Source organism: Butyricimonas sp. BSD2780061689_150309_C8, from assembly GCF_015560935.1.
GTDB lineage: Bacteria > Bacteroidota > Bacteroidia > Bacteroidales > Marinifilaceae > Butyricimonas > Butyricimonas paravirosa.
Window position 1 is genome coordinate 158,850 of the sequence record NZ_JADMSV010000004.1, and the last position, 19,320, is coordinate 178,169.

The 19,320-nt window shown below is 43.6% G+C and carries 12 protein-coding genes; 5 read left to right on the top strand and 7 right to left on the bottom strand.

Annotation, left to right across the window (positions count from 1 at the left end):
* Positions 1-2 precede the first annotated feature (2 nt).
* Both I2I33_RS06250 and I2I33_RS06255 read right to left on the bottom strand, forming a co-directional pair.
* Entirely contained in the window at positions 3-1,766 is a 1,764-nt protein-coding gene (locus I2I33_RS06250; RefSeq protein WP_087420974.1) for a gamma-glutamyl-gamma-aminobutyrate hydrolase family protein, read from the bottom strand.
* Between the two features lie 58 nt (positions 1,767-1,824).
* Entirely contained in the window at positions 1,825-2,715 is an 891-nt protein-coding gene (locus tag I2I33_RS06255; protein ID WP_087420975.1) for an LD-carboxypeptidase, read from the bottom strand.
* Positions 2,716-2,806: 91 nt separating this feature from the next.
* Here I2I33_RS06255 and metG point away from each other — a divergent pair, with 91 nt between their 5' ends.
* A complete protein-coding gene (gene metG / locus I2I33_RS06260; protein ID WP_087420976.1) occupies positions 2,807-4,837 on the top strand; it encodes a methionine--tRNA ligase in 2,031 nt (676 codons plus the stop codon).
* Positions 4,838-4,904: 67 nt separating this feature from the next.
* Here the strand turns inward: metG and I2I33_RS06265 are convergent, their stop codons facing one another.
* The 5 genes from I2I33_RS06265 to I2I33_RS06285 form a co-directional block, all read right to left on the bottom strand.
* On the bottom strand, positions 4,905-6,029 hold the full coding sequence (locus tag I2I33_RS06265; protein ID WP_087420977.1) for a TlpA disulfide reductase family protein: 1,125 nt from the start codon (positions 6,027-6,029) through the stop codon (positions 4,905-4,907).
* 12 nt (positions 6,030-6,041) lie between these two features.
* The gene (locus I2I33_RS06270) at positions 6,042-7,529 is read right to left on the bottom strand and encodes a RagB/SusD family nutrient uptake outer membrane protein (RefSeq protein WP_087420978.1); all 1,488 of its coding nucleotides are present in this window, start codon (positions 7,527-7,529) and stop codon (positions 6,042-6,044) included.
* Positions 7,530-7,546: 17 nt separating this feature from the next.
* Positions 7,547-11,086, bottom strand: a complete 3,540-nt coding sequence (locus I2I33_RS06275; protein WP_087420979.1) for a SusC/RagA family TonB-linked outer membrane protein — start codon at positions 11,084-11,086, stop codon at positions 7,547-7,549.
* 100 nt (positions 11,087-11,186) lie between these two features.
* Positions 11,187-12,320: a FecR family protein gene (locus I2I33_RS06280; protein ID WP_087420980.1), complete on the bottom strand. Its 1,134-nt coding sequence runs from the start codon at positions 12,318-12,320 to the stop codon at positions 11,187-11,189.
* A gap of 114 nt (positions 12,321-12,434) precedes the next feature.
* Complete coding sequence (locus tag I2I33_RS06285) at positions 12,435-13,046, bottom strand: RNA polymerase sigma factor (protein WP_087420981.1); 612 nt, start codon at positions 13,044-13,046, stop codon at positions 12,435-12,437.
* A 345-nt stretch (positions 13,047-13,391) separates the two neighbouring features.
* Here I2I33_RS06285 and I2I33_RS06290 point away from each other — a divergent pair, with 345 nt between their 5' ends.
* The 4 genes from I2I33_RS06290 to I2I33_RS06305 all read left to right on the top strand — a co-directional run bounded on the left by I2I33_RS06290 (position 13,392) and on the right by I2I33_RS06305 (position 19,313).
* The gene (locus tag I2I33_RS06290) at positions 13,392-13,631 is read left to right on the top strand and encodes a hypothetical protein (RefSeq protein ID WP_087420982.1); all 240 of its coding nucleotides are present in this window, start codon (positions 13,392-13,394) and stop codon (positions 13,629-13,631) included.
* A 185-nt stretch (positions 13,632-13,816) separates the two neighbouring features.
* Positions 13,817-14,398, top strand: a complete 582-nt coding sequence (locus I2I33_RS06295; RefSeq protein WP_195666761.1) for an RNA polymerase sigma-70 factor — start codon at positions 13,817-13,819, stop codon at positions 14,396-14,398.
* A 361-nt stretch (positions 14,399-14,759) separates the two neighbouring features.
* Positions 14,760-15,935, top strand: a complete 1,176-nt coding sequence (locus I2I33_RS06300; RefSeq protein ID WP_087420984.1) for a FecR family protein — start codon at positions 14,760-14,762, stop codon at positions 15,933-15,935.
* Positions 15,936-16,013: 78 nt separating this feature from the next.
* Entirely contained in the window at positions 16,014-19,313 is a 3,300-nt protein-coding gene (locus I2I33_RS06305) for a SusC/RagA family TonB-linked outer membrane protein (protein ID WP_229128216.1), read from the top strand.
* The last annotated feature ends 7 nt before the right edge of the window (positions 19,314-19,320 follow it).

Consider the following 19,320-nt stretch of genomic DNA (forward strand, 5'->3'; position numbering starts at 1 on the left):
TCTTATGCGTTTTGCACGGTATTCAATACTCTCAATAAATTATCTCCCCATAATTTATGCAGTTCCTCGGCGGTGTACCCTTGTCGGAGAAGTTCAACCGTGAGGTTAATCACTTCATTGGCAGCCCGGCAACCGGTTAGCTTTTCGGTGTCGTCACCGTCAAAGTCCGTGCCGATACCCACGTGGTCAATGCCGACAAGTCGCACGATATGGTTGATATGTGCCACGGCGTCCAGGATCGTCGGGTTGGGTTGTTTGCTTAGAAACCAGTTGTAGAGGCATACCTGTACCACTCCACCTTTAGCTGCTATTGCTCTGATCTGATCATCCGTGAGGTTCCGCGGGTGATCGCATAAAGCCCGTGCGGAAGAGTGGGATGCGATGATGGGTGCCGTGCTGAGTTCCAGAACATCTTGCACCGTTTTCGCGCTGGTATGTGAAATGTCGATGATAATACCGAGGCGGTTCATTTCTTTCACTACTTCCCGACCGAACGGGCTCAATCCGTCATGTTCCGGCTCACCCTTGGCGGAATCGCATATATCATTGCTGCCGTTGTGGCATAAGGTAATGTACGTGATTCCCATGTCTTTGAACATGGAAAGATTGTTGAGGTCTTTGCCGATGGCATACCCGTTCTCGATGGCAAGGAAGATGGCTTTCTTTCCGGCATTTTTCAAGTAGATCAAATCATCCACGTTATAGGCAATGCCTACTTGGCTTTCGTTGAGTTTTACCTGCTCGGAAATCTGGAAAAGAATATCCACGGCTTTTTGCGTGGCAGCTTGCAGGGATTCGTCATCCCGGGCATCTTGGTGAAGATAGGCTACCATGAAAACGGCATCTTCTCGTCCTTCCTGCATTTTGGGGAGATCGACTTTGACATCCTCGTGACGTTCCCCGAAATTGAATCCTTCGGTGAATTTCATCGGGGTGTCACAATGGGAATCCACGATAAGACTGTTTCGGTGAATCTCTTTGGCTTTCTTAAACAAGGTTGCCTCGTCCACGAAATAATGGAATAATTTCATCATTTGCTCGTCCGGGCGAACGGCCATTTTCTCCGGGTGCCATTGCACGCTGAATACGCGGTGTCCGGGCATCCCTTCCATGGCCTCCACGATCCCGTCGAGTGAGGTGGCACTTACCCGGAATCCGGGAGCCACGTCTTTGACTGCCTGATGATGGTATGAATTTACGATCAAGGAGTCTGTTCCGAGAACAGAATGGAGTACGGTGTTGTTGACAATGTTTACCGTGTGGGAACCGAATTCCCGGCTGATGGACTGGCTGTGTTTCAGTAGTTGCTGTTCATGCTGGGAATAGATGTCCTGGTAGTTTGTCCCCCCGAAAGCCATGTTAATGATCTGGTGCCCGCGGCAGATTCCGAAAATGGGGATTTGTCGGTCGGCAGCCAGTTTTACCAGCGTGAAATCGAATTGATCTCTGGCGGCATCAATACTTCCGAGCGGGGGGAGAGGCTCCTCGTTCCCGTACAGCGGATTAATATCCCCACCTCCGGTAAGCATCAATCCATCGAGTGTTTCGATGGTCTTCCGGAGTGTTTCGATATCGTTATGCACGGGAAGTAGCACGGGTATCGCGCCCGCTTGCAGGATTGAAATCACGTATGAGTGTTCGATACACGAGTTCCCGTTTTCGAAATTGGCAGAAATGCCGATCAAGGGCAAATCGTGTTGTGACTGGCGATAGTCAATCGCCCGGTATAGGGTGTCCAGCTTTGCCGGATAAATAATATTATTCATTGCAATGTAAATTAAAAATAGAGTTACCAATAAAATTCTGTGCATGGCTTGTACGTGATCAGGGGAAATGTAGTTCCGCTCCTTTCGGGTGAACGATTAATTCCACGTTTGCTCCCAGGATCAGGGGGAAATTGTTGCGCACGTGTCCGGCCGGAAGACCGAAACACACGGGGTACGTGTAATCTTCCACGGCGTCATGAATCAATTTATACACTTCTTCTTTAAATTCCGGGGTCGAGTCTTTCCCGAATTCCCCGACGATCAATCCGGCTAAGTGCTGGAATTTCCCAGCGTATTTCATACATTTCACGTTCCGGTCAATTTCGTACAGATCGTTAGACGGGTCCTCGATGAAAAGGATCGTCCCTTTCGTGTTCCGTTCGATACAAGTGTCATGCAGGTTATGCACCCATTGCAACATTCCACCAATCATTTCGGTTTCCACGATTCCCGGTCGGTTGAACGGGTGTGCAGGTATGGCGTACGAGGAAATGATCCCGAAAAGGAAATTCCGTAATTGCGTGACCACTTCCGGGGAAGTTGTGTTGTAATCGGAAGGCATGAAGGCGTGTAAACTCTCGATTCCGAGGGAATGGAGTTTGGAGTGTAATACCGTGATGTCGTTCATCCCGATCACCCATTTGGGGTTTCCTTGAAATATGGAATAATCCGCCTCTTGCACGATACGTAACATCCCGTAATCTCCCGCCATACACCAGATGGCCCGGATGTCCTCGGCGTCAAGGGCTGTTTGTAAATCATGTAATCGTTCTTCATCCGTGCCTGCCAATCTCCCGTGTCGGGAAAGAACGTGTTGTCCGGGTACAGGTTCCAACTCCCAAGAGGTCAGGAGTGAACAGGCCGCATCCAGCTGTTCTTTTGTTGCAACGCCGGAAGGTGAAATTAAAGCCACCTTATCTCCCGGCTGCAGGTATATAGGTCGTAACATAAAAGTTGAAGTTTTGTTATTATAGTACGAAGGTAACTAATATTTTTCTAACTTTGCGCCACTAGAGTTCAAAAGTTTATAAACTGGATATATGAGTAAGTTCAAGAGAAATTTGATTACCACGGCTTTGCCCTACGCGAATGGACCCGTGCATATCGGACACTTGGCGGGGGTATACGTGCCTGCCGATATTTACGTGAGGTATCTGAGGAAAAAAGGTGAGGATGTGGCATTTATCGGTGGATCGGACGAACACGGGGTGCCGATCACGATCAAGGCTCAGAAAGAGGGTGTGACCCCGCAGGATATTGTCGATCGTTATCACAAGATCATCAAGGATTCTTTCGAAGAATTGGGTATTTCGTTTGATATATATTCCCGGACAAGTTCGAAGACGCATCACGAGTTATCTTCCGCTTTTTTCAAGAAGCTGTATGACGAGGGAAAATTTATCGAGAAGACCTCGATGCAGTTCTACGACGAGAAGGCAGGGCAATTCTTGGCAGACCGTTATATCGTGGGGAAATGTCCTCATTGCGGTAACGAACGGGCATACGGGGATCAGTGTGAGGCTTGTGGAACTAGCTTGAACGCTACCGATTTGATTGATCCGGTGTCCGCGATCACGGGAAACAAACCGGAACTGAAAGAAACAAAGCACTGGTATCTGCCTTTGGATCAGTATGAAGGCTGGTTGAAAGAGTGGATTCTGGAAGAACATAAAGAGTGGAAACCAAATGTTTACGGGCAATGTAAATCCTGGTTGGACAACGGTTTGCAACCTCGTGCGGTGACCCGTGATTTGGATTGGGGAGTACCCGTTCCAATCGAGGGAGCCGAGGGAAAAGTGCTTTACGTGTGGTTTGATGCCCCGATCGGGTATATCTCTGCCACGAAAGACCTGACCCCGGAATGGGAAAAATACTGGAAAGACCCGGAAACCCGGATGATTCATTTCATCGGGAAGGATAACATTGTTTTCCATTGTATTATTTTCCCGGCCATGTTGAAAGCCGATGGTTCTTATATATTACCGGATAACGTGCCGGCCAACGAGTTCCTGAATTTGGAAGGAGATAAGATTTCCACTTCCCGGAACTGGGCGGTATGGTTGCACGAGTATCTCGTGGAGTTCCCCGGTAAACAGGACGTGTTACGTTACGTGTTGACGGCAAACGCTCCCGAGACGAAAGATAATGACTTTACCTGGAAAGATTTCCAAACCCGGAATAACAGCGAGCTGGTGGCAATCTATGGAAACTTCATTAACCGTACGTTGGTGTTGACACAAAAGTATTTTGCCAACCGGGTACCGGAACGGGGCGAGTTGACGGATTACGATAAAGAGGTCTTGGCTGAGATTCCGCAAATCGTGGAACGTGTTGAGAAGAGTCTGGAGACCTTCCATTTCCGCGATGCATTGAAAGAGGCGATGAATCTGGCTCGTTTGGGTAATAAATATTTGGCAGATACTGAACCTTGGAAAGTGATCAAGACGGACGAGGGACGGGTGAAGACGATTCTGAATATCTGCTTACAGATTTCTGCCAACCTTTCCACGTTGATGGAACCGTTCATGCCCTTCTCTTCTCAGAAATTACGTGAGTTCATGAATATTGACGTGATTGATTGGGCTAAAATGGGGGATGGCGTGATTCCTGCCGGGCATGAATTAGGTGAGGTCGGATTGTTGTTCGAGAAGATCGAGGATGCAACAATACAGGCTCAGATTGATAAATTGTTGGCTACCAAGAAGGCAAACGAGATGGCTTCCGTGAAGGCCGCCCCTGCCAAGGAGAATATCCAGTACGAGGATTTCATGAAGATGGATATTCGGGTAGGTAAGATTATCGCTGCCGAGAAAGTGGCTAAGACTAAGAAGTTGATGAAATTAACCGTGGACACGGGAATTGACGAACGTACGATTGTTTCGGGTATTGCCGAGCATTACACGCCGGAGGAGGTGATCGGGCGTCAAGTCAGCGTGTTGGTTAACTTGGAACCGAAACCGTTAAAAGGTATCGTGTCACAAGGAATGATCTTGATGGCCGAGAATGCCGATGGAACGCTTTCCTTTGTTTCACCGGATAAAGAGGTGAAACCGGGATCGGAAGTTCGATAATAAGCAATAAAAGAAAAGAAGCTAAATTCAAAAATCTATTTTGAGATAGCTTCTTTTCTTATATTCTTTATTTATGACCGAAAATCTCTTTTAATTTGGCATCCAGTCGCTCACCGCGAAGATTATTCACCATGATTTTTCCTTCTTGATCAATCAGCCAAAGTGCAGGTACGCCTTGTACGTTATAAAGATTAGGAACTTCACCTTTCAGTCCCTGTAAATCGGAAACCTGTGTCCATGGCATATTCGATTCATCGAGTGCTTTCTCCCAAGCTGCTCTATTGTTGTCCACCGACACGCTGAGGATATCCAATCCATCGGCATGATATTTCTCGTAGATCTCTTTCAAGTGAGGGATCTCACCTCTACACGGTGCGCACCAAGATGCCCAGAATACCAATAGTAAATATTTTCCCCTGAAAGAGGATAAAGACACTTGTTTCCCTTCGGGGGTCGGTAATTGGAAACCCGGGGCAATAGCTCCTTCTCCGAGTGCGTGCATCTGCTCCGCTGTTTTTTTAAGTTTCTTGTATAAAGGAGAAGAGTGCAACGAAACTGGTACTAAGCTCAAAAGAGAGTCAACCTTACTGGGTTTCAAGTTGGGGTCCATCATGCAAATTTCATCGTAAATTGCTAAACTAAAGTCCAAGTTCCTGTATTTTTCGGCAAACAAATAACGGAATTTAGGCATAATTTCTGCTAACATCAAGTACTTTCCTTGAGCGACATAGGGCCCGTGTACAGTGTCTGCTTGCCAAGATTTGTCCACGTACAATAGATTGTACAAACTACTGGCTATTGTGTGAAATACCATATTATAGTCATTCAAAGCCTCGTTATTTGGCGTTCCGGATAAGGTGAATTTATTTTTTTCGATATTTCCGGTAAGTTCTACCACGCCTTCTTCAAAAAATACCGGTAGGATATTTTTCACGTATATCTCTTTAAAATCATTGTCTTTAAAGTGTAAGTAATACTGTTTCAGTTCATTCACCTTTTCTGCCTTGAACTCGAACTTTCCATCTTGAATTCTTGTGCTGTCGACAACTATCCAGTCACCATTTAATTCACTTATGGAAACCCATCCTTCTTTCACATCTTCCAAGTTTCCTTTCAAAGTCCATCCCTTATTTGTTTGCCCAGTACAAGAGAAAAACGCAAACATGATTATTAATAAGCTAATTGTTTTCATATACTTTATTATTTAAAATTCATTTTGTTTAATTGTTCCATTAGATGCTGAAATATCGTTTTCGTTGATCGGCATGGCATAACGACGACTGCCGACGGGTAAGGTGTAGGTTTTCACCTGTGATCTATCCACAGCCCCGTCCGTGATTGCGTAGAATGAATGCGTGATCTCCACGTCATCCCACGCAGTCTCGTTCACGGCAAAACGGCGGATGTCAAACCAGCGATGAGTAAACGGTAATTCTCGGCGTCTTTCTTCCAATACTTTTTTTAACGCCTCGTCGTTTGTGGCAGCCTCTACCCGGATAATCTCTTCTTCGGCAGTGGCGTCATAGCGGTGTTTCCGTAAGTCATACAATAATTCTAACGCCTCGTCTTTCGCCGGATTTGTTTGACGCAACAACGCTTCAGCTTTGTTCAGCATTACCTCTTGAATTGTCACCCCGCTGGGAATTTGAGGTGTTATCCAATAGAAAAAATTGTAACCCAAGAAAATCCCGTTAGCCGTTTCTGGCAATAGAAGCATACTGTTATAAGTGAACAGCTTGCGGCGGCGTAAATCGTTGGTCGGGTCGTAGTGGGCCAGTAATTCTTCGCTTGGCACGTACCAGGATTGAATGTTACCACTGGTCTTGGCATAGAAAAATTCTTGCCACATAACCACTTGATTTTCCGTAAAATTACCCATTTCGGGGAATTCCAAGAAACCGGGAATAAATGACATTCCTGCGGAAATGGAATTATAATCTTTTAGTTGCACTCTCCCTGCATTCTTCAACGCTTCATCGGCAGCCGAAACCGCTTTTTCATATTCACCCCGGAACAGATAATAGCGGGATAGAAAAGCTTGTATTGTTGGTTGACTTACCCGCCAAGGCTGGTCGGTTGTTGTGACCTTTATCTTCAGCGCTTCCGTTAAATCCTCGTCAATAAAGCGATAGGTCTCTTCGAGAGAGGAACGGACGAGAGATTCCTCCATGTTGGTTGTTTTCCGCAAGGGCAATCCCGGTTCATTCAAGTTCGCCTCGCAATAAGGCAAGCAATATTGGTTGGCCAATCGCCAGTAGGAATAGGCTCTCAGAAAATGCCCCTCCGCTTTGATCTGTTCCTTTGTATCAGGATCTCCTTCCACTTCGTTGGCATTCTCCAAGATCAGATTGGCATTATAGATCGTTGCGTAAAGAGATGTCCATAACGGGTCCATTGCTTGGGAGGCTAATTTATCCGTTTCAAATGTGTAATAATAGAATGGTTCGCTATTACTGAAAAACGTATACGCCTCGTCATAGAATTCCGTGGTAAATCCCGTGTCGTCCGTCAAGAAAGAACCCGTCGCATCCAATTCGCGTACATTCGGGTTATTCAACAGACCGATTAACTGATCGATATGTGTTACCGGCTGGTTCGCACCTTTGGACGGCAATTCCGATAAATAGTCTTCGCAAGAGTTGCAAAACAACGCCCCTCCTAATAAACACAAGTATGTAAATATTGATTTCATAACTTCTTTGAATTAAATTACAAAACGATGTTTAGGCCAAACTTGAAAGAAGTAGAGGGTTTCATTGTGCCGGGAAGCCATTCCGGATCATAATCGTAGCGATTCTGAGTCCAGATGCATCCCAAGTCTCGTACTTGTCCGTACAATTTCATTCCTTTCAACCTCAGCTTCTTAACCCAACGGGTCGGCATACTATATTCTAATGAAATCTCTTTAAATTTGATTGACGAGGAACTTTCCACTAACGTGTTTAGCATCTCGGTATATCCGCCAGGTGCTCCCCAGTAAGTACTAAGCGCCCGGTCGGCTGGTTGGAAGGCTGGTACCCTGTCGCTACCATTAATCACCTCGCGAATAAATCGGTTGGCGACATATTTTGAGTTACTCTCGATGTTGTCCCTAAAATAGGGAGCTCGGAAATAGCCTCCGAATTTACCCAATATCAAGAAAGAGAGATTAAATCCGTACCCGTTGAAATTTACGGTCCACCCCAACGTATGCGGGTCGATAGCCGGACCTATGTATTGTAAATATTCCAAGGCGTTTCCACTGTATATCAGTTCGTAATTATCCATAGAAACCTTGCTGTCGTTGGGGCCTTCGACATAAGCGATGCCGTCCTCCATTCCCAAGTATTTGATGGCCCATATTGATTGAGCCGGATAGTGGGTGACGTATGCCCCGCCGGTGATATACGAAGCGTTATACGTCTGATGGTTAAGTTTCTTTACCTTGTTTTTATTATATGCGTATGTGACGTTTGTTGTGAAATTGATTTTAGGGGTAACGGCTAAGTTTGTACCTAAAACCAACTCGATACCTTTATTGGACATTTCGGCACTATTCATTTTCTGAGAGGTTGCTCCCATGGCTGTGGGTAATACCACTTCTCCAATCAAATCTTTTCCGAGTTTGTTATACCAGTCAATACTTCCGAAAAAACGATTCATGAAAAAGGAGAAATCAACACCCCCGTTGATGGTAGAAGTCTTCTCCCAGCGCAATTTCGGGTTTCCCCGGTTTACGACCGAAGTAGTGGGTAAACCTGTTGTTGTTGATGGTTCTGGGTTGGACGATACCAACGTGACGGGAGAGGTACTTTTCTCTACATTCCCGTTGAACCCGTAGGTTAAACGCACTGTCAATCGGTCAAGCCACTTCTCGGTAGAGGTCATAAATTTTTCGCGATGAAGATTCCATGCTCCTCCTATCGACCAGAGTGGAGCCCAACGGTAAGATGCTTTGTCCGTGATCAGGTTAGATGCATCGCTGCGAATACTACCTGTCAAGCTGAAACGCTGATCATACGTGTAGCTAATATTCCCGTAAATGGAAACGAAACGTTCATTCAAATCATCGTAAATTGGCACCATACCTTGTAAATTTGCCACGCCGGACCCGGTAATATTGGTGATGTTCACGGATTGCCCGTTTTTGTTTCCCGAGTACCCTCCAAAAGGTAGAGGAGTAGCGATATTTTTGTCGGGATCAAAGCCGTAAACATAAGGATTGGTGCAGTTTTTTGTTTTAAATTGGGACATCTCGAATCCCATGATAGCGTTGATTTGGTGGGCATCACCAATCTCTCGGTCAATATTCAACTGGTTTCTCCACGTGTAATTTTTTACCCTATTCGAAGAGGAACGATAAATAGCCCCCTTGGGGATGAATTGGGCGTTTACCGTATTGTTCTCCAAGTTGTAAGAGACATATGCATTCACCATGTTACGGGTAAAGAAACTGTCTTCCATGTCCAATTGCTCGTTGTCCGTGCGGTTCATCTCGTACTGGAACTTCGTGTCAAAGCTTACCCCGGACGAAAGCTTTATGGCCAAACCGGCTTGCAAACGGGTATTCAGGGCTTCCGTCGAATAATCACGGGCTTTTGCTTCACGTAAGATGTTGTAACTCCAATCGTCATAAGGCAATACTCCCGCCCCGATCTTTGTCAACTGTTTCCGGTTTATCCTCAGTTGTGTGGCGTAACTGCCATCCTCGTTCTTGATCATCTCGTAAGGTGAGAGGTCATGAATTTCAGACAACGTGGGACCGCTGTTTTCGGCGGTTGAATAATGTACGTTTACCCCCGCAGAAAAATCCAACCAGTTGAAAACGGAGGCAATCGTGTTGAAGTTAACCCGCCAGCGTTCCGTTTTATTCCGGATCAAATTTCCTTTTATGTTTTCGTACATGGCAGAGAAATAGTTTTGTGCATGCTGCGTTGAATTGGAGATGCTGACGTTGTATTGTTGCGTGATAGGTTGTTGCAACAGATATTTTTTTATTTGTTTCCGGTTATTTCGTTTTGCCAGCATATCCAATCCTTCGTTCAGTTCATTCTCTGAAATGAGATTGTTCATGTAATCGTAGATATATTCTTTGGCCAGACTTGTCGGGACTAATATATTCGAGATCGCGTCGGGGGTGGGTATGAGCCAACCTTTCTCCATGGCCAAACGTTCGTAATACACTTGATCTTCAGAGGATGCCGTGGTCAGCGCATGGGATAAGTCCAGCTTTCGTCCGATATTCACCATGGCATTCACTTCTACAGTGAACGTATTCTGTTTGCCTTGGCGAGTTGTCACCACAATCACCCCGTTGGCGGCACGCGCTCCCCAGATAGAGGCAGCGGCAGCATCTTTCAACACGGTGACCGACTCCACGTCATTCGGGTTAATATCCTTAAAACCGTTGGCCACCGGAAAACCGTCCACCACGACCAAAGGTTGGGCATTAGCGTACAGGGACGATACGCCTCGCATGGTATATTCGATACTCCCGTCCTCGTTTTCCGTTCCGTGTAATCCGGCCGTGGTTCCTTGCAAAGCGGTGGATAGATCTGATGCGTGTGACCTACTAATCGTCTCGCTCTTCACCACGTCAAAAGCTCCTGTACTCCTTTCTTTCGATATGGTTTGATAACCGGTGACAACCACTTCTTCCAATTTTTCGATATCCTCTTCGAGAATGATCTTCAAGTGGGTTTGGCCGGTATAAGGAATCTCCTTTCTTTTCATACCCACGAACGAGGCACATATAACCAAGCTGTCCATGTTTTCTACGTTGAAGCTGAATGTTCCATCGATACGTGAACTTGCCCCTTGTGAGGTTCCTTTTGCCATGATCGTCACCCCCGGTATAGGTATGCCCTCTTGGTCGACAACCAATCCGCTAATCGTGACGAACTGAATTTTTTTACCTTCTTTAGGTTTGGGGACAAGTATGATATTATCATCCATCAACCAAAAGGTCATACCGCTTCCCTCCAAGACCTGTTTGAGTAGATCTTCGAGGCTACAATCCTTCACGTTCACCGTAAGCTCGTGTTTTAGGTTGATTCGTTCATCGTTAAACAGCACTGTTCTACCTGTCTGCTTTTGGATTTTTTCCAAGACGACGCCTAAAGTCGTTTTACCCAAATTCATCGTGATTCTCTGTTGTGCCATCCCGCTTGTCGGTAACAAAAACAGCATTACTAGCAACGAAAAACAAAATAATTTTCCTCTTGGCTTATTTTTCAAGGAAATAAGCCACAAAACATCTTTCTTTTTCATACATTTGTTCTTTAGTTAATCAATGTTCCCGGGGAGAAACGATGTCGGAATCGTGGATCCAATACGTATCCGATATTCACATCCCCGTGGGATATTTTAATTATTTCTTGTTCACGATAACTTGATCGCCTTCTTGCTTGAACTCCACGTCCGTCATCGCCCCCAACATGATCAAGATATACTCTATACTATACTCTTTTTTGACGGCTCCCGTGAACTTCAACTGTTTAATATCCTCTTGGTCAAATTGGAATTCGATATTATACCAGCGTCCCAGTCTCTTACATAACTCTTCCAACGGCATGGACTTGAAACTCAATATGCCTTCTTTCCAGTCTATGTAAGCGGATACGTCTACTTCTTTGATCTCGTGTTGTCTGCTGGCATTGTTCAGTACGAATTGTTGTGCGGGGTGCAGTACTTCCCGACATTCTCCCGTGTTTACATCCACTTTCCCCGATACCAGCGTTACTTCCGTCCGGGGATCTGCGGTGTATGCCATGACGTTGAAACAAGTTCCCAATACATTGATGTCTAAGGTCGTGGTATGCACCACGAAAGGTTTGTGTGCGTTAGGTGCCACTTCAAAATAACCTTCTCCTTCTAAAATAACTTCCCTTTTTTCTCCGGCGAATCGTGTTGGAAATTTTAGTCGAGACAAAGCATTAAGGTATACCATCGTTCCATCCGGAAGATACAACCGGTTGGAACGGCCAACAGGCACGATCAATTCGTTATACACTAATTCGCCAGAACTTGCAACTTGTTGTCCTTGGCTGACAGTTCTTCCTTGTGTTTGAATATCGGTGCCGTTCACCCAAATTGTGTCGGCTTGCTCCTCTAATACGATTTGTTCTCCGTTTGCGAGTATTAGTATTGTTCCGGAATCCGGAGCTTGCTCAACTTGCGCTACAATCGTTTTTTCCTCTTCCTTGTTATTGAGTAACCATACGCTTACTCCGAGTAAAATGATCACGGCTGCTGCTACACTTCCTCCTACTCGGAACCATTTTTGGTATTGACGTGCTTGATGTTTTGTTTTCAGTATCATCCAAGTAGTCTCCGTTCCCTCTTGCCAGTTACCAGTATATTCACATTTGTACCATACCCGCTCGATATTTCGATACAAGGTACGATGTTCCTCGCTCTCCTCCATCCACATCTTGATTTTCTCGCACTCCTCCGTTGTCGCCTCACCTGCTAAAATACGGTAAATTAAATCTTCTGTATCCATAATGGTATATTTTATGAACTTGTTTCATAAAGAAGACTAGAGAAAGATAAAAACGGGTGAATCAAAAAAAAACTTTTTGTAAAAAATGCAGACAATATTTATTATTATGATTTTTTATTCCGCTAACAATCTATTTTTCAATAAGTCATGTGAATTACTCGGTTTTCCCCATAACATGAACAGAAGTAACATTTCCCGTTCGTCCCTTAACTCTTCTCTTAGAAAGCGCATGCCGTTTTTCAACAACGTCTTGACCGTGTTAAGTGAAACCCCTAATTCGTTAGCCGTTTCTTGATATTTCATGCTGCGCATTAGGATACACCTTACCACTTCTTGTGTCTGTTTGGGTAATTTTTGGATAACGATCTCCACCTGCTCTACCATTTTTTGATTGATCGCCTCAGCTGTCTCCATTGCCACGTCAATTTCCTCGTAATTAATACTCTCTCTCAGAATGTCTTTCGATTGCCCGTACGTGTAACAGGCATTCCGGATAGAAGAATATAGATACGACTCTAACGTTGTCGGGTTCGTGTATTTCAGATAATCATTTTCCCATAAACGCAAGTAAAAATTTTGCACGAGATCTTCGGCTATTCCCCTGTCCTTTACTTTGCCTTGGGCATAAACGACCAACGAAGAATAGTAACGTTTGAATAACATTTTCATCCCGTTTTCCCGATTTTTCTTGAAAACGTCTAAAATACTTCGATCATCTTCTTTCATGGCTACAAAGATAAAATTTTTTATGATATTCTTTTGGGCACACGCTAATGTTATAAAATTTCAGATACCCGGGGCGAATTATGATTTCATTAACGCTCTTCTGGAGAGTGGTATGTATTGAGTTTCCCTTACTAGACGCGGGAAGCTCTGGCAAATGTTTTTTCTTAAAAAGTAATTTTCCTTTTTTAGACCTAACATATATTTAACCTTATGACAACTAAAGTATAACTTGGATAATTTTCCCGGTAGGGGGAAGAGTCGTACTTTTGTATTGTTGAAAGACAATAACAACGAAATAAAGAGAGTTAATAAAAATAGTTGTCTAATTTTTAAATATAAAATAAAATGATGAAGTATATTATAATAGTATTCGTGGCTGTAATTACAGTGTTTATCGGTGGACGTAGTTTAAACCAAGCTAAAGCTGAAAAAATCGTATGTGCTTATGCCGATCAAGAGAATGTAGAAAACACTACCGCAGTTGCTCCGGTGCAGAAAGTAGCAAGTCAGGACACGATCTTCGGACCGGTTAGTCTTCCCGAAGTGAAGGTAAATGTAAAAAGAAAAGTAAGCCAGGTTATTTAAGATAAGGTTATCTACTGAGAATAAGTAAAAAGGAAAAGAGCTGTCTCCCATTTGGAAGATGGCTCTTTTTGATATTTGAAGTATTTATTTTGATTTGATAAAATAATATTTATTTTTGTGGGGCTTCCTATTTACCGAAGTTTTTGGTAGAAATGTGCGATAAGCAAATAAAGTATAAGGATTTGATGTATAATCTTGATATTCAGTCACCGGAGTTTGTAAAATGTTTGGAGCAGGGAGAACAGGAGGCTTTCCAGCGATTGTTCGAGACGTTCCATAAAGCGCTATGCTTTTTTGCGGTTCGTATCGTGCGGGATCATTTGGAGGCGGAGGACATTGTGCAGGATGTTTTCCTTTCCTTTTGGAAAATGGACCGAGGTGGGTTCCCTAACTTGAAAACAATAAAAACCTTTCTATATAACAGCGTGCAACATCGGTGTTTGAATTATCTCCGGGATTTAGAGATCCGGGACCGGAATTATCGAAATCTGAAACGGGAAGAGTTGGATGAAGACTATTTTCTTTGTCAGCAGATTCGGGCAGAAGTGGTGGCTGAACTTTTTGGGGCAATTGATGAGCTGCCGGATAAGTGCAAGGAGATTTTTAAACGTTCTTACGTGGATGGACAGGAGGATAAGAAGATTGCCGAAGAGTTGGATATATCGTTGAATACCATCAAAACACAGAAACAACGGGCAAAGTCTTATTTACGGGGTAGATTAGGTGATTTGTTTGTTTATGCAGGGATGTTTTTTCCTGGTTTGTAACGAAGGTCTTTTCGTTATGATTCCTCTTTTGCTGGGGATGATCTTATCTTAATTATGGGAATTACTAGGCTGTTACTAGACTGTTGGGCGACAGTTAGGCGCTGTCGCCGCCTACTCGCCCGATTATAGCCCGATTATAGCCGCCATTTTAACAAACAATAAATAAAAATAACTCAAACAGAAATTCTATTTTGGCATACGATAAAGAATTTTCTCGCAAGTAAGAAGGTGTCTTCATGCATTTATTGTTACAGGGGATCATCAGAGGTTATGTGGTATTACGTGTACGTGATGATATTTTTTTTCATACTCTTGTCACCTATTTGTCGATTGAGTGTGTTTAAGGGATAAAATAAGATGCATGAAAGTTATAAAAGACATACATGAGTTGATTCTGGCTTACTTGCGGGATGATATTTCGGAAGAGGAAATGAGTCATCTTCGAGAATGGCTGGCTGAAAGCGAGCGGCACCAGAGGTTGTTGGAAGAGTTGCGGGATAAGGATACTTTGCAAAGGGAAATCGGAGAGTATGCGTCGTTTGACACTTCCAGACGATGGGATCAATTGGAAAAGGTTATGGGTAAACCATCTGGGAAACGCTCTTCCTTGTTGCAGGTATGGGGTGTTGTGGCAGCCGTAGTGGTGGCTTTCGTGGGGGGATTGGTTTATTGGCAAATGGTAGGTTCGTCACAACCGGAAAAAGAACAAGTGACGATAGCTCGGATAGAACCAGGGGGAACACGGGCGGTATTGATTACGGAGAAAGGACAGCAAGTGTTATTACAAGGATTGAAGGATACTTGTTTTAATATAACAGGAGACGATACTTTGAATATTCGTGAAGATGGAAGTTTGAAGTATTCATTATCAGTGTATTCTAGTTTACTTTCGAGTATGCCGGAGTGGCATACATTACGAATCCCGAAAGGGGGCGAGTACAAGATCGTGCTGGATGACGGTACTGAGATCTGGTTAAATAGTGCTTCCGAGTTAAAATATCCCTCTCACTTTGTCGGTAACGAGCGGCGGGTGCAGTTAACTGGAGAGGCTTATTTTCAAGTGGCACGGAATGAGGCGGCCCCGTTTATCGTGGAAACCCGGGGTATGGATGTGAAGGTGTTAGGAACTTCTTTTAATGTGTCGGTATATGAGGATGAGGAGAGTTGTCATGCTACATTGGTGGAAGGAGAGGTTGAGGTAGCTGACAAGGTGAATGGGGAAAAAGTGGTGTTAACACCTGGTACACAGGCTCTGTTACAAGGGAAAGAGATGACAGTTCGGAAGGTGAACACGAAATTGTATACCCTGTGGCGGTTGGATCGATTTACTTTTGCCAGTGAGGATATGGAAGGGGTTATTCGGAAGTTATCTCGTTGGTATAACGTGGAGTTCTTTTTCGCAAATGCCTCAAGGAAACAGAAACGATTCACGGGATCTTTGCCGAAATATTCGGATATTTCTCAAGTGTTGAAAATGATAGAGATGACAACAGATATAAAATTTCAGTTGAAAGAGAATACGATAATAATACAATAAAAAACAGGAAGTGTTCGTACCACTTCCTGTATCATTGAAAAATTGATTTTAGTACAAACAATTTAACCTTACAAAGTTATGAAAAAAAAACCGAATGTAAGGGCAGGAGGATGGTCTGCCTTGAAAAAAATTAGTATGGTTATGAAACTCTGTCTTTTTCTATTGTTGTTTACAGTTTATTCGGTGTCAGCAAGGAGTGTGGCACAGGATATCAGGTTGTCTATGGAAAAGAAATCTGTCAGTCTTATTGAAGTTTTGGATGAATTGAGTAAAAAGTCCAATTATGAATTTTTTTACAATGACAATGAAGTAACGGGAGTGAATGTTTCCGTGGCCATGAAGGATGCTACAGTGTCGGAGATTTTGGATCACGTTCTAAAAGGGACTGCTCTCAAATATCAAATTGTAGATCAGGTGATTGTGATTCGTCCTAAGAATGAGGTACAAGCTCGGGAAAAAGGGGTTTGGCGTATTGCGGGAATTGTGAAGGATGGTAAAGGCGTTCCGTTACCCGGGGTCACAATTATTCTTAAAGGAACTTCTACCGGGACGGCCACGGATGTCGATGGTAAGTTCAAGATGCAATTTATAGATGAAAATGAGGCCGTGACGTTAGTGTTTTCTTTTATAGGGATGATTTCGCAGGAGGTGAGTGTAAAAGGTTTCGTGAAAGAAAATCTTGAAATTGTGATGCATTCCGAGGAGGAAAAGTTAGACGAGGTTATCGTTACCGGGATGGGTAACAAGTCTAAAAATAGTTTTACGGGTTCTGCAACGGTTGTGAGCCGACAACAGTTAATGAGTGTGGGGACCAAGAATTTATTACAGAGTTTGGCCGCTTTTGTGCCGGGATTGCAGATCGTGAAAAATAATGATATGGGATCAGATCCGAATACGAGACCGGAGATTTTGATCCGTGGGCGAAGTAGTTTCGAGGGCTCATCCAATGTTCCGACTTTTATTGTAGATGGGGCTGAAGTCGATTTGGATTATGTTTTCGATATGGATATGAATGACGTGGAAACGGTGACCGTGTTAAAAGATGCTTCCGCATCAGCTTTATATGGTTCCAAGGCAGCTAAAGGGGTTGTGGTTATCACGACAAAACCTCTACGTGCAGGAAAGTTGAGAGTTTCTTATAGTGGAACTTTGCGGACTTCGATACCGGATGTGCGGGATTATGATTTATTGAATGCGGCAGAAAAATTGGAGTACGAGAGATTGGCCGGGGTGTATGAAGATAGCGGAAAGAATCAATATGAAAAAGATTCGGAGTATAACGAAAAGTATAAACGAGTTCGAGAAGGTGTTGACACGGATTGGTTATCAAAGCCATTACGTAATTCAGTTTCACAAAATCATAACCTGAACATAGCCGGTGGGGATGATTATATCCGCTATAGCCTGGGGGCTCGTTACGGTTCGGAGCAAGGGGTGATGAAAAAGTCGAAACGTGATCGTTATTCTTTAAATTTCAGATTATCGTATAATAAACAAGATAAGGTGTACGTGTCAAATACAACAACGATTACGTCTGTGAATAGTGAGGAATCTCCTTACGGTACTTTTGATAAATATGTGGAGTTGAATCCGTATGATCGGGCTTATAATTTGGATGGTTCGTTGAATCGGGTATTGAGTTTTAATGTCTCGAACCCGTTGTTTGAAGCAACACTAGGGAGTTATGACCGGAGTGAACAATTTTATTTGAATAATGTGCTTGATTTACGCGTGGAGATATTGCCGGGTTTTCGAGTAGAGGGATTTTTCTCGCTAAACAAGTCGAAAGATGACATGGAAAAGTTTACTTCTCCGGAATCGCACGAATTCAAAAATAAAGAAACTTCCGAGTCCGGGAGAATTGAGGTGTCCAACAAAAAAGCGATGACTTATGAAGGACGCGTAACTCTGTCCTATAATAAGATGTTCGGAACGGGAACCTTGTTGAATGCGATGGGTGGGGCGAATATCCAATCTTCAGAAAATAATGGTAACGGTTATACGGGAGTTGGGCTTTATTCGGATAAGTTGGGACATCCTGCTTTTGCCACGAGATACCCGGAAGGAGCCACTCCGAATGGAAGTCAGGATTTGGAACGTTCTATGGGATTATTTTTGAATGCTAACGTGATTTATGATGACCGTTATTTTGCTGACGCTTCGATCCGGTACGAAGGGTCATCCAAATTTGGTGAAGATCAGCGTTTCACCCCCTTTTGGAGTTTAGGATTGGGATGGAATATTCATAAAGAGAAATTTTTGAATATGTCATCCACGGATAGGATTAAGTTGCGGGGTAGTTTAGGCTACACCGGGAATGCTTCTTTTTCTCCTTATCAAGCAATGACAACGTATAAATATGATGCGGGATTGGACTATGATAAGGGAATTGGTGCTGTGCCTATGGCAATTGGTAACCCGGATTTAAAATGGGAAAGAGCATTAACCTATAATGTAGGGGTAGATGTTGTCTTGTTTAAGAATCGGTTGGATTTCACGTTAGAGTATTACAGCAAAATGACGGATAATTTGTTATTGGATGTGGCAAAGGCTCCTTCTGTGGGAACGACTTCAGCAAAGGAAAATATGGGTAAGTTGTTGAATACCGGTGTCGAATTTCAGACTCGTGTGGTAGCGATTTCCAATAAAAGCTGGAATTGGTCGTTATCGTTGAATATGCAGCATAACGAGAATAAAATAAAGAAAATCAGTAATGCGCTAGAGAAAATGAACGAGGAACTGAACACTGCAGAGGGAACATTGTTGCCACCGCCAGTTTACGTGGAAGGAGAGTCGTTAAGTGCTGTGAAGGCGGTGAAGTCCGGGGGAATCGATCCGGCTACAGGGCAAGAGGTTTTTATAGATCGGTTCGGTAATCCGACTTTTATTTATAATTATTGGGATAAGCGAACTTATGGAGATTCGGATCCAATAGTATCCGGAACTTTTGGTACTTATTTGACATTTAAAGGTTTTGCTTTGAATATGTTGTTTAATTATGAATTAGGAGCGACAGTTTATAACCAGACGTTAGTAACTCGGGTTGAGGGTGCAAACCCACAACGGAATGCAGATAAACGAGTGTTTCATAGTCGTTGGAAAGAGGTGGGGAATCATGTGAAATATAAAAATATAGCAGACCAGACAACTCCTGATATTACAAGTCGCTTTATTCGGGATGAATACATGATTAATATGCAGAGTTTGAGTCTTTCTTATGATTTTACCCCTGAGATTTGTCAAAAACTTTATTTAAGTCGTTTGAGAGTGGAGTTTTTGATGAATGATGTGTTCCGGGCTTCGACGATCAAGCAGGAGCGAGGATTCTCGTATCCGTTCGCCCGGAGTTTTGAATTCTCACTAAGTGCCGCATTTTGATACGAAC

Excerpts from the sequence above, each read along its gene's own strand:
- I2I33_RS06250 (WP_087420974.1), bottom strand. The coding sequence starts at position 1,766 with ATGAATAATATTATTTATCCGGCAAAGCTGGACACCCTATACCGGGCG.
- I2I33_RS06255 (WP_087420975.1), bottom strand. The coding sequence starts at position 2,715 with ATGTTACGACCTATATACCTGCAGCCGGGAGATAAGGTGGCTTTAATT.
- metG (WP_087420976.1), top strand. The coding sequence starts at position 2,807 with ATGAGTAAGTTCAAGAGAAATTTGATTACCACGGCTTTGCCCTACGCG.
- I2I33_RS06265 (WP_087420977.1), bottom strand. The coding sequence starts at position 6,029 with ATGAAAACAATTAGCTTATTAATAATCATGTTTGCGTTTTTCTCTTGT.
- I2I33_RS06270 (WP_087420978.1), bottom strand. The coding sequence starts at position 7,529 with ATGAAATCAATATTTACATACTTGTGTTTATTAGGAGGGGCGTTGTTT.
- I2I33_RS06275 (WP_087420979.1), bottom strand. The coding sequence starts at position 11,086 with ATGAAAAAGAAAGATGTTTTGTGGCTTATTTCCTTGAAAAATAAGCCA.
- I2I33_RS06280 (WP_087420980.1), bottom strand. The coding sequence starts at position 12,320 with ATGGATACAGAAGATTTAATTTACCGTATTTTAGCAGGTGAGGCGACA.
- I2I33_RS06285 (WP_087420981.1), bottom strand. The coding sequence starts at position 13,046 with ATGAAAGAAGATGATCGAAGTATTTTAGACGTTTTCAAGAAAAATCGG.
- I2I33_RS06290 (WP_087420982.1), top strand. The coding sequence starts at position 13,392 with ATGATGAAGTATATTATAATAGTATTCGTGGCTGTAATTACAGTGTTT.
- I2I33_RS06295 (WP_195666761.1), top strand. The coding sequence starts at position 13,817 with ATGTATAATCTTGATATTCAGTCACCGGAGTTTGTAAAATGTTTGGAG.
- I2I33_RS06300 (WP_087420984.1), top strand. The coding sequence starts at position 14,760 with ATGAAAGTTATAAAAGACATACATGAGTTGATTCTGGCTTACTTGCGG.
- I2I33_RS06305 (WP_229128216.1), top strand. The coding sequence starts at position 16,014 with ATGAAAAAAAAACCGAATGTAAGGGCAGGAGGATGGTCTGCCTTGAAA.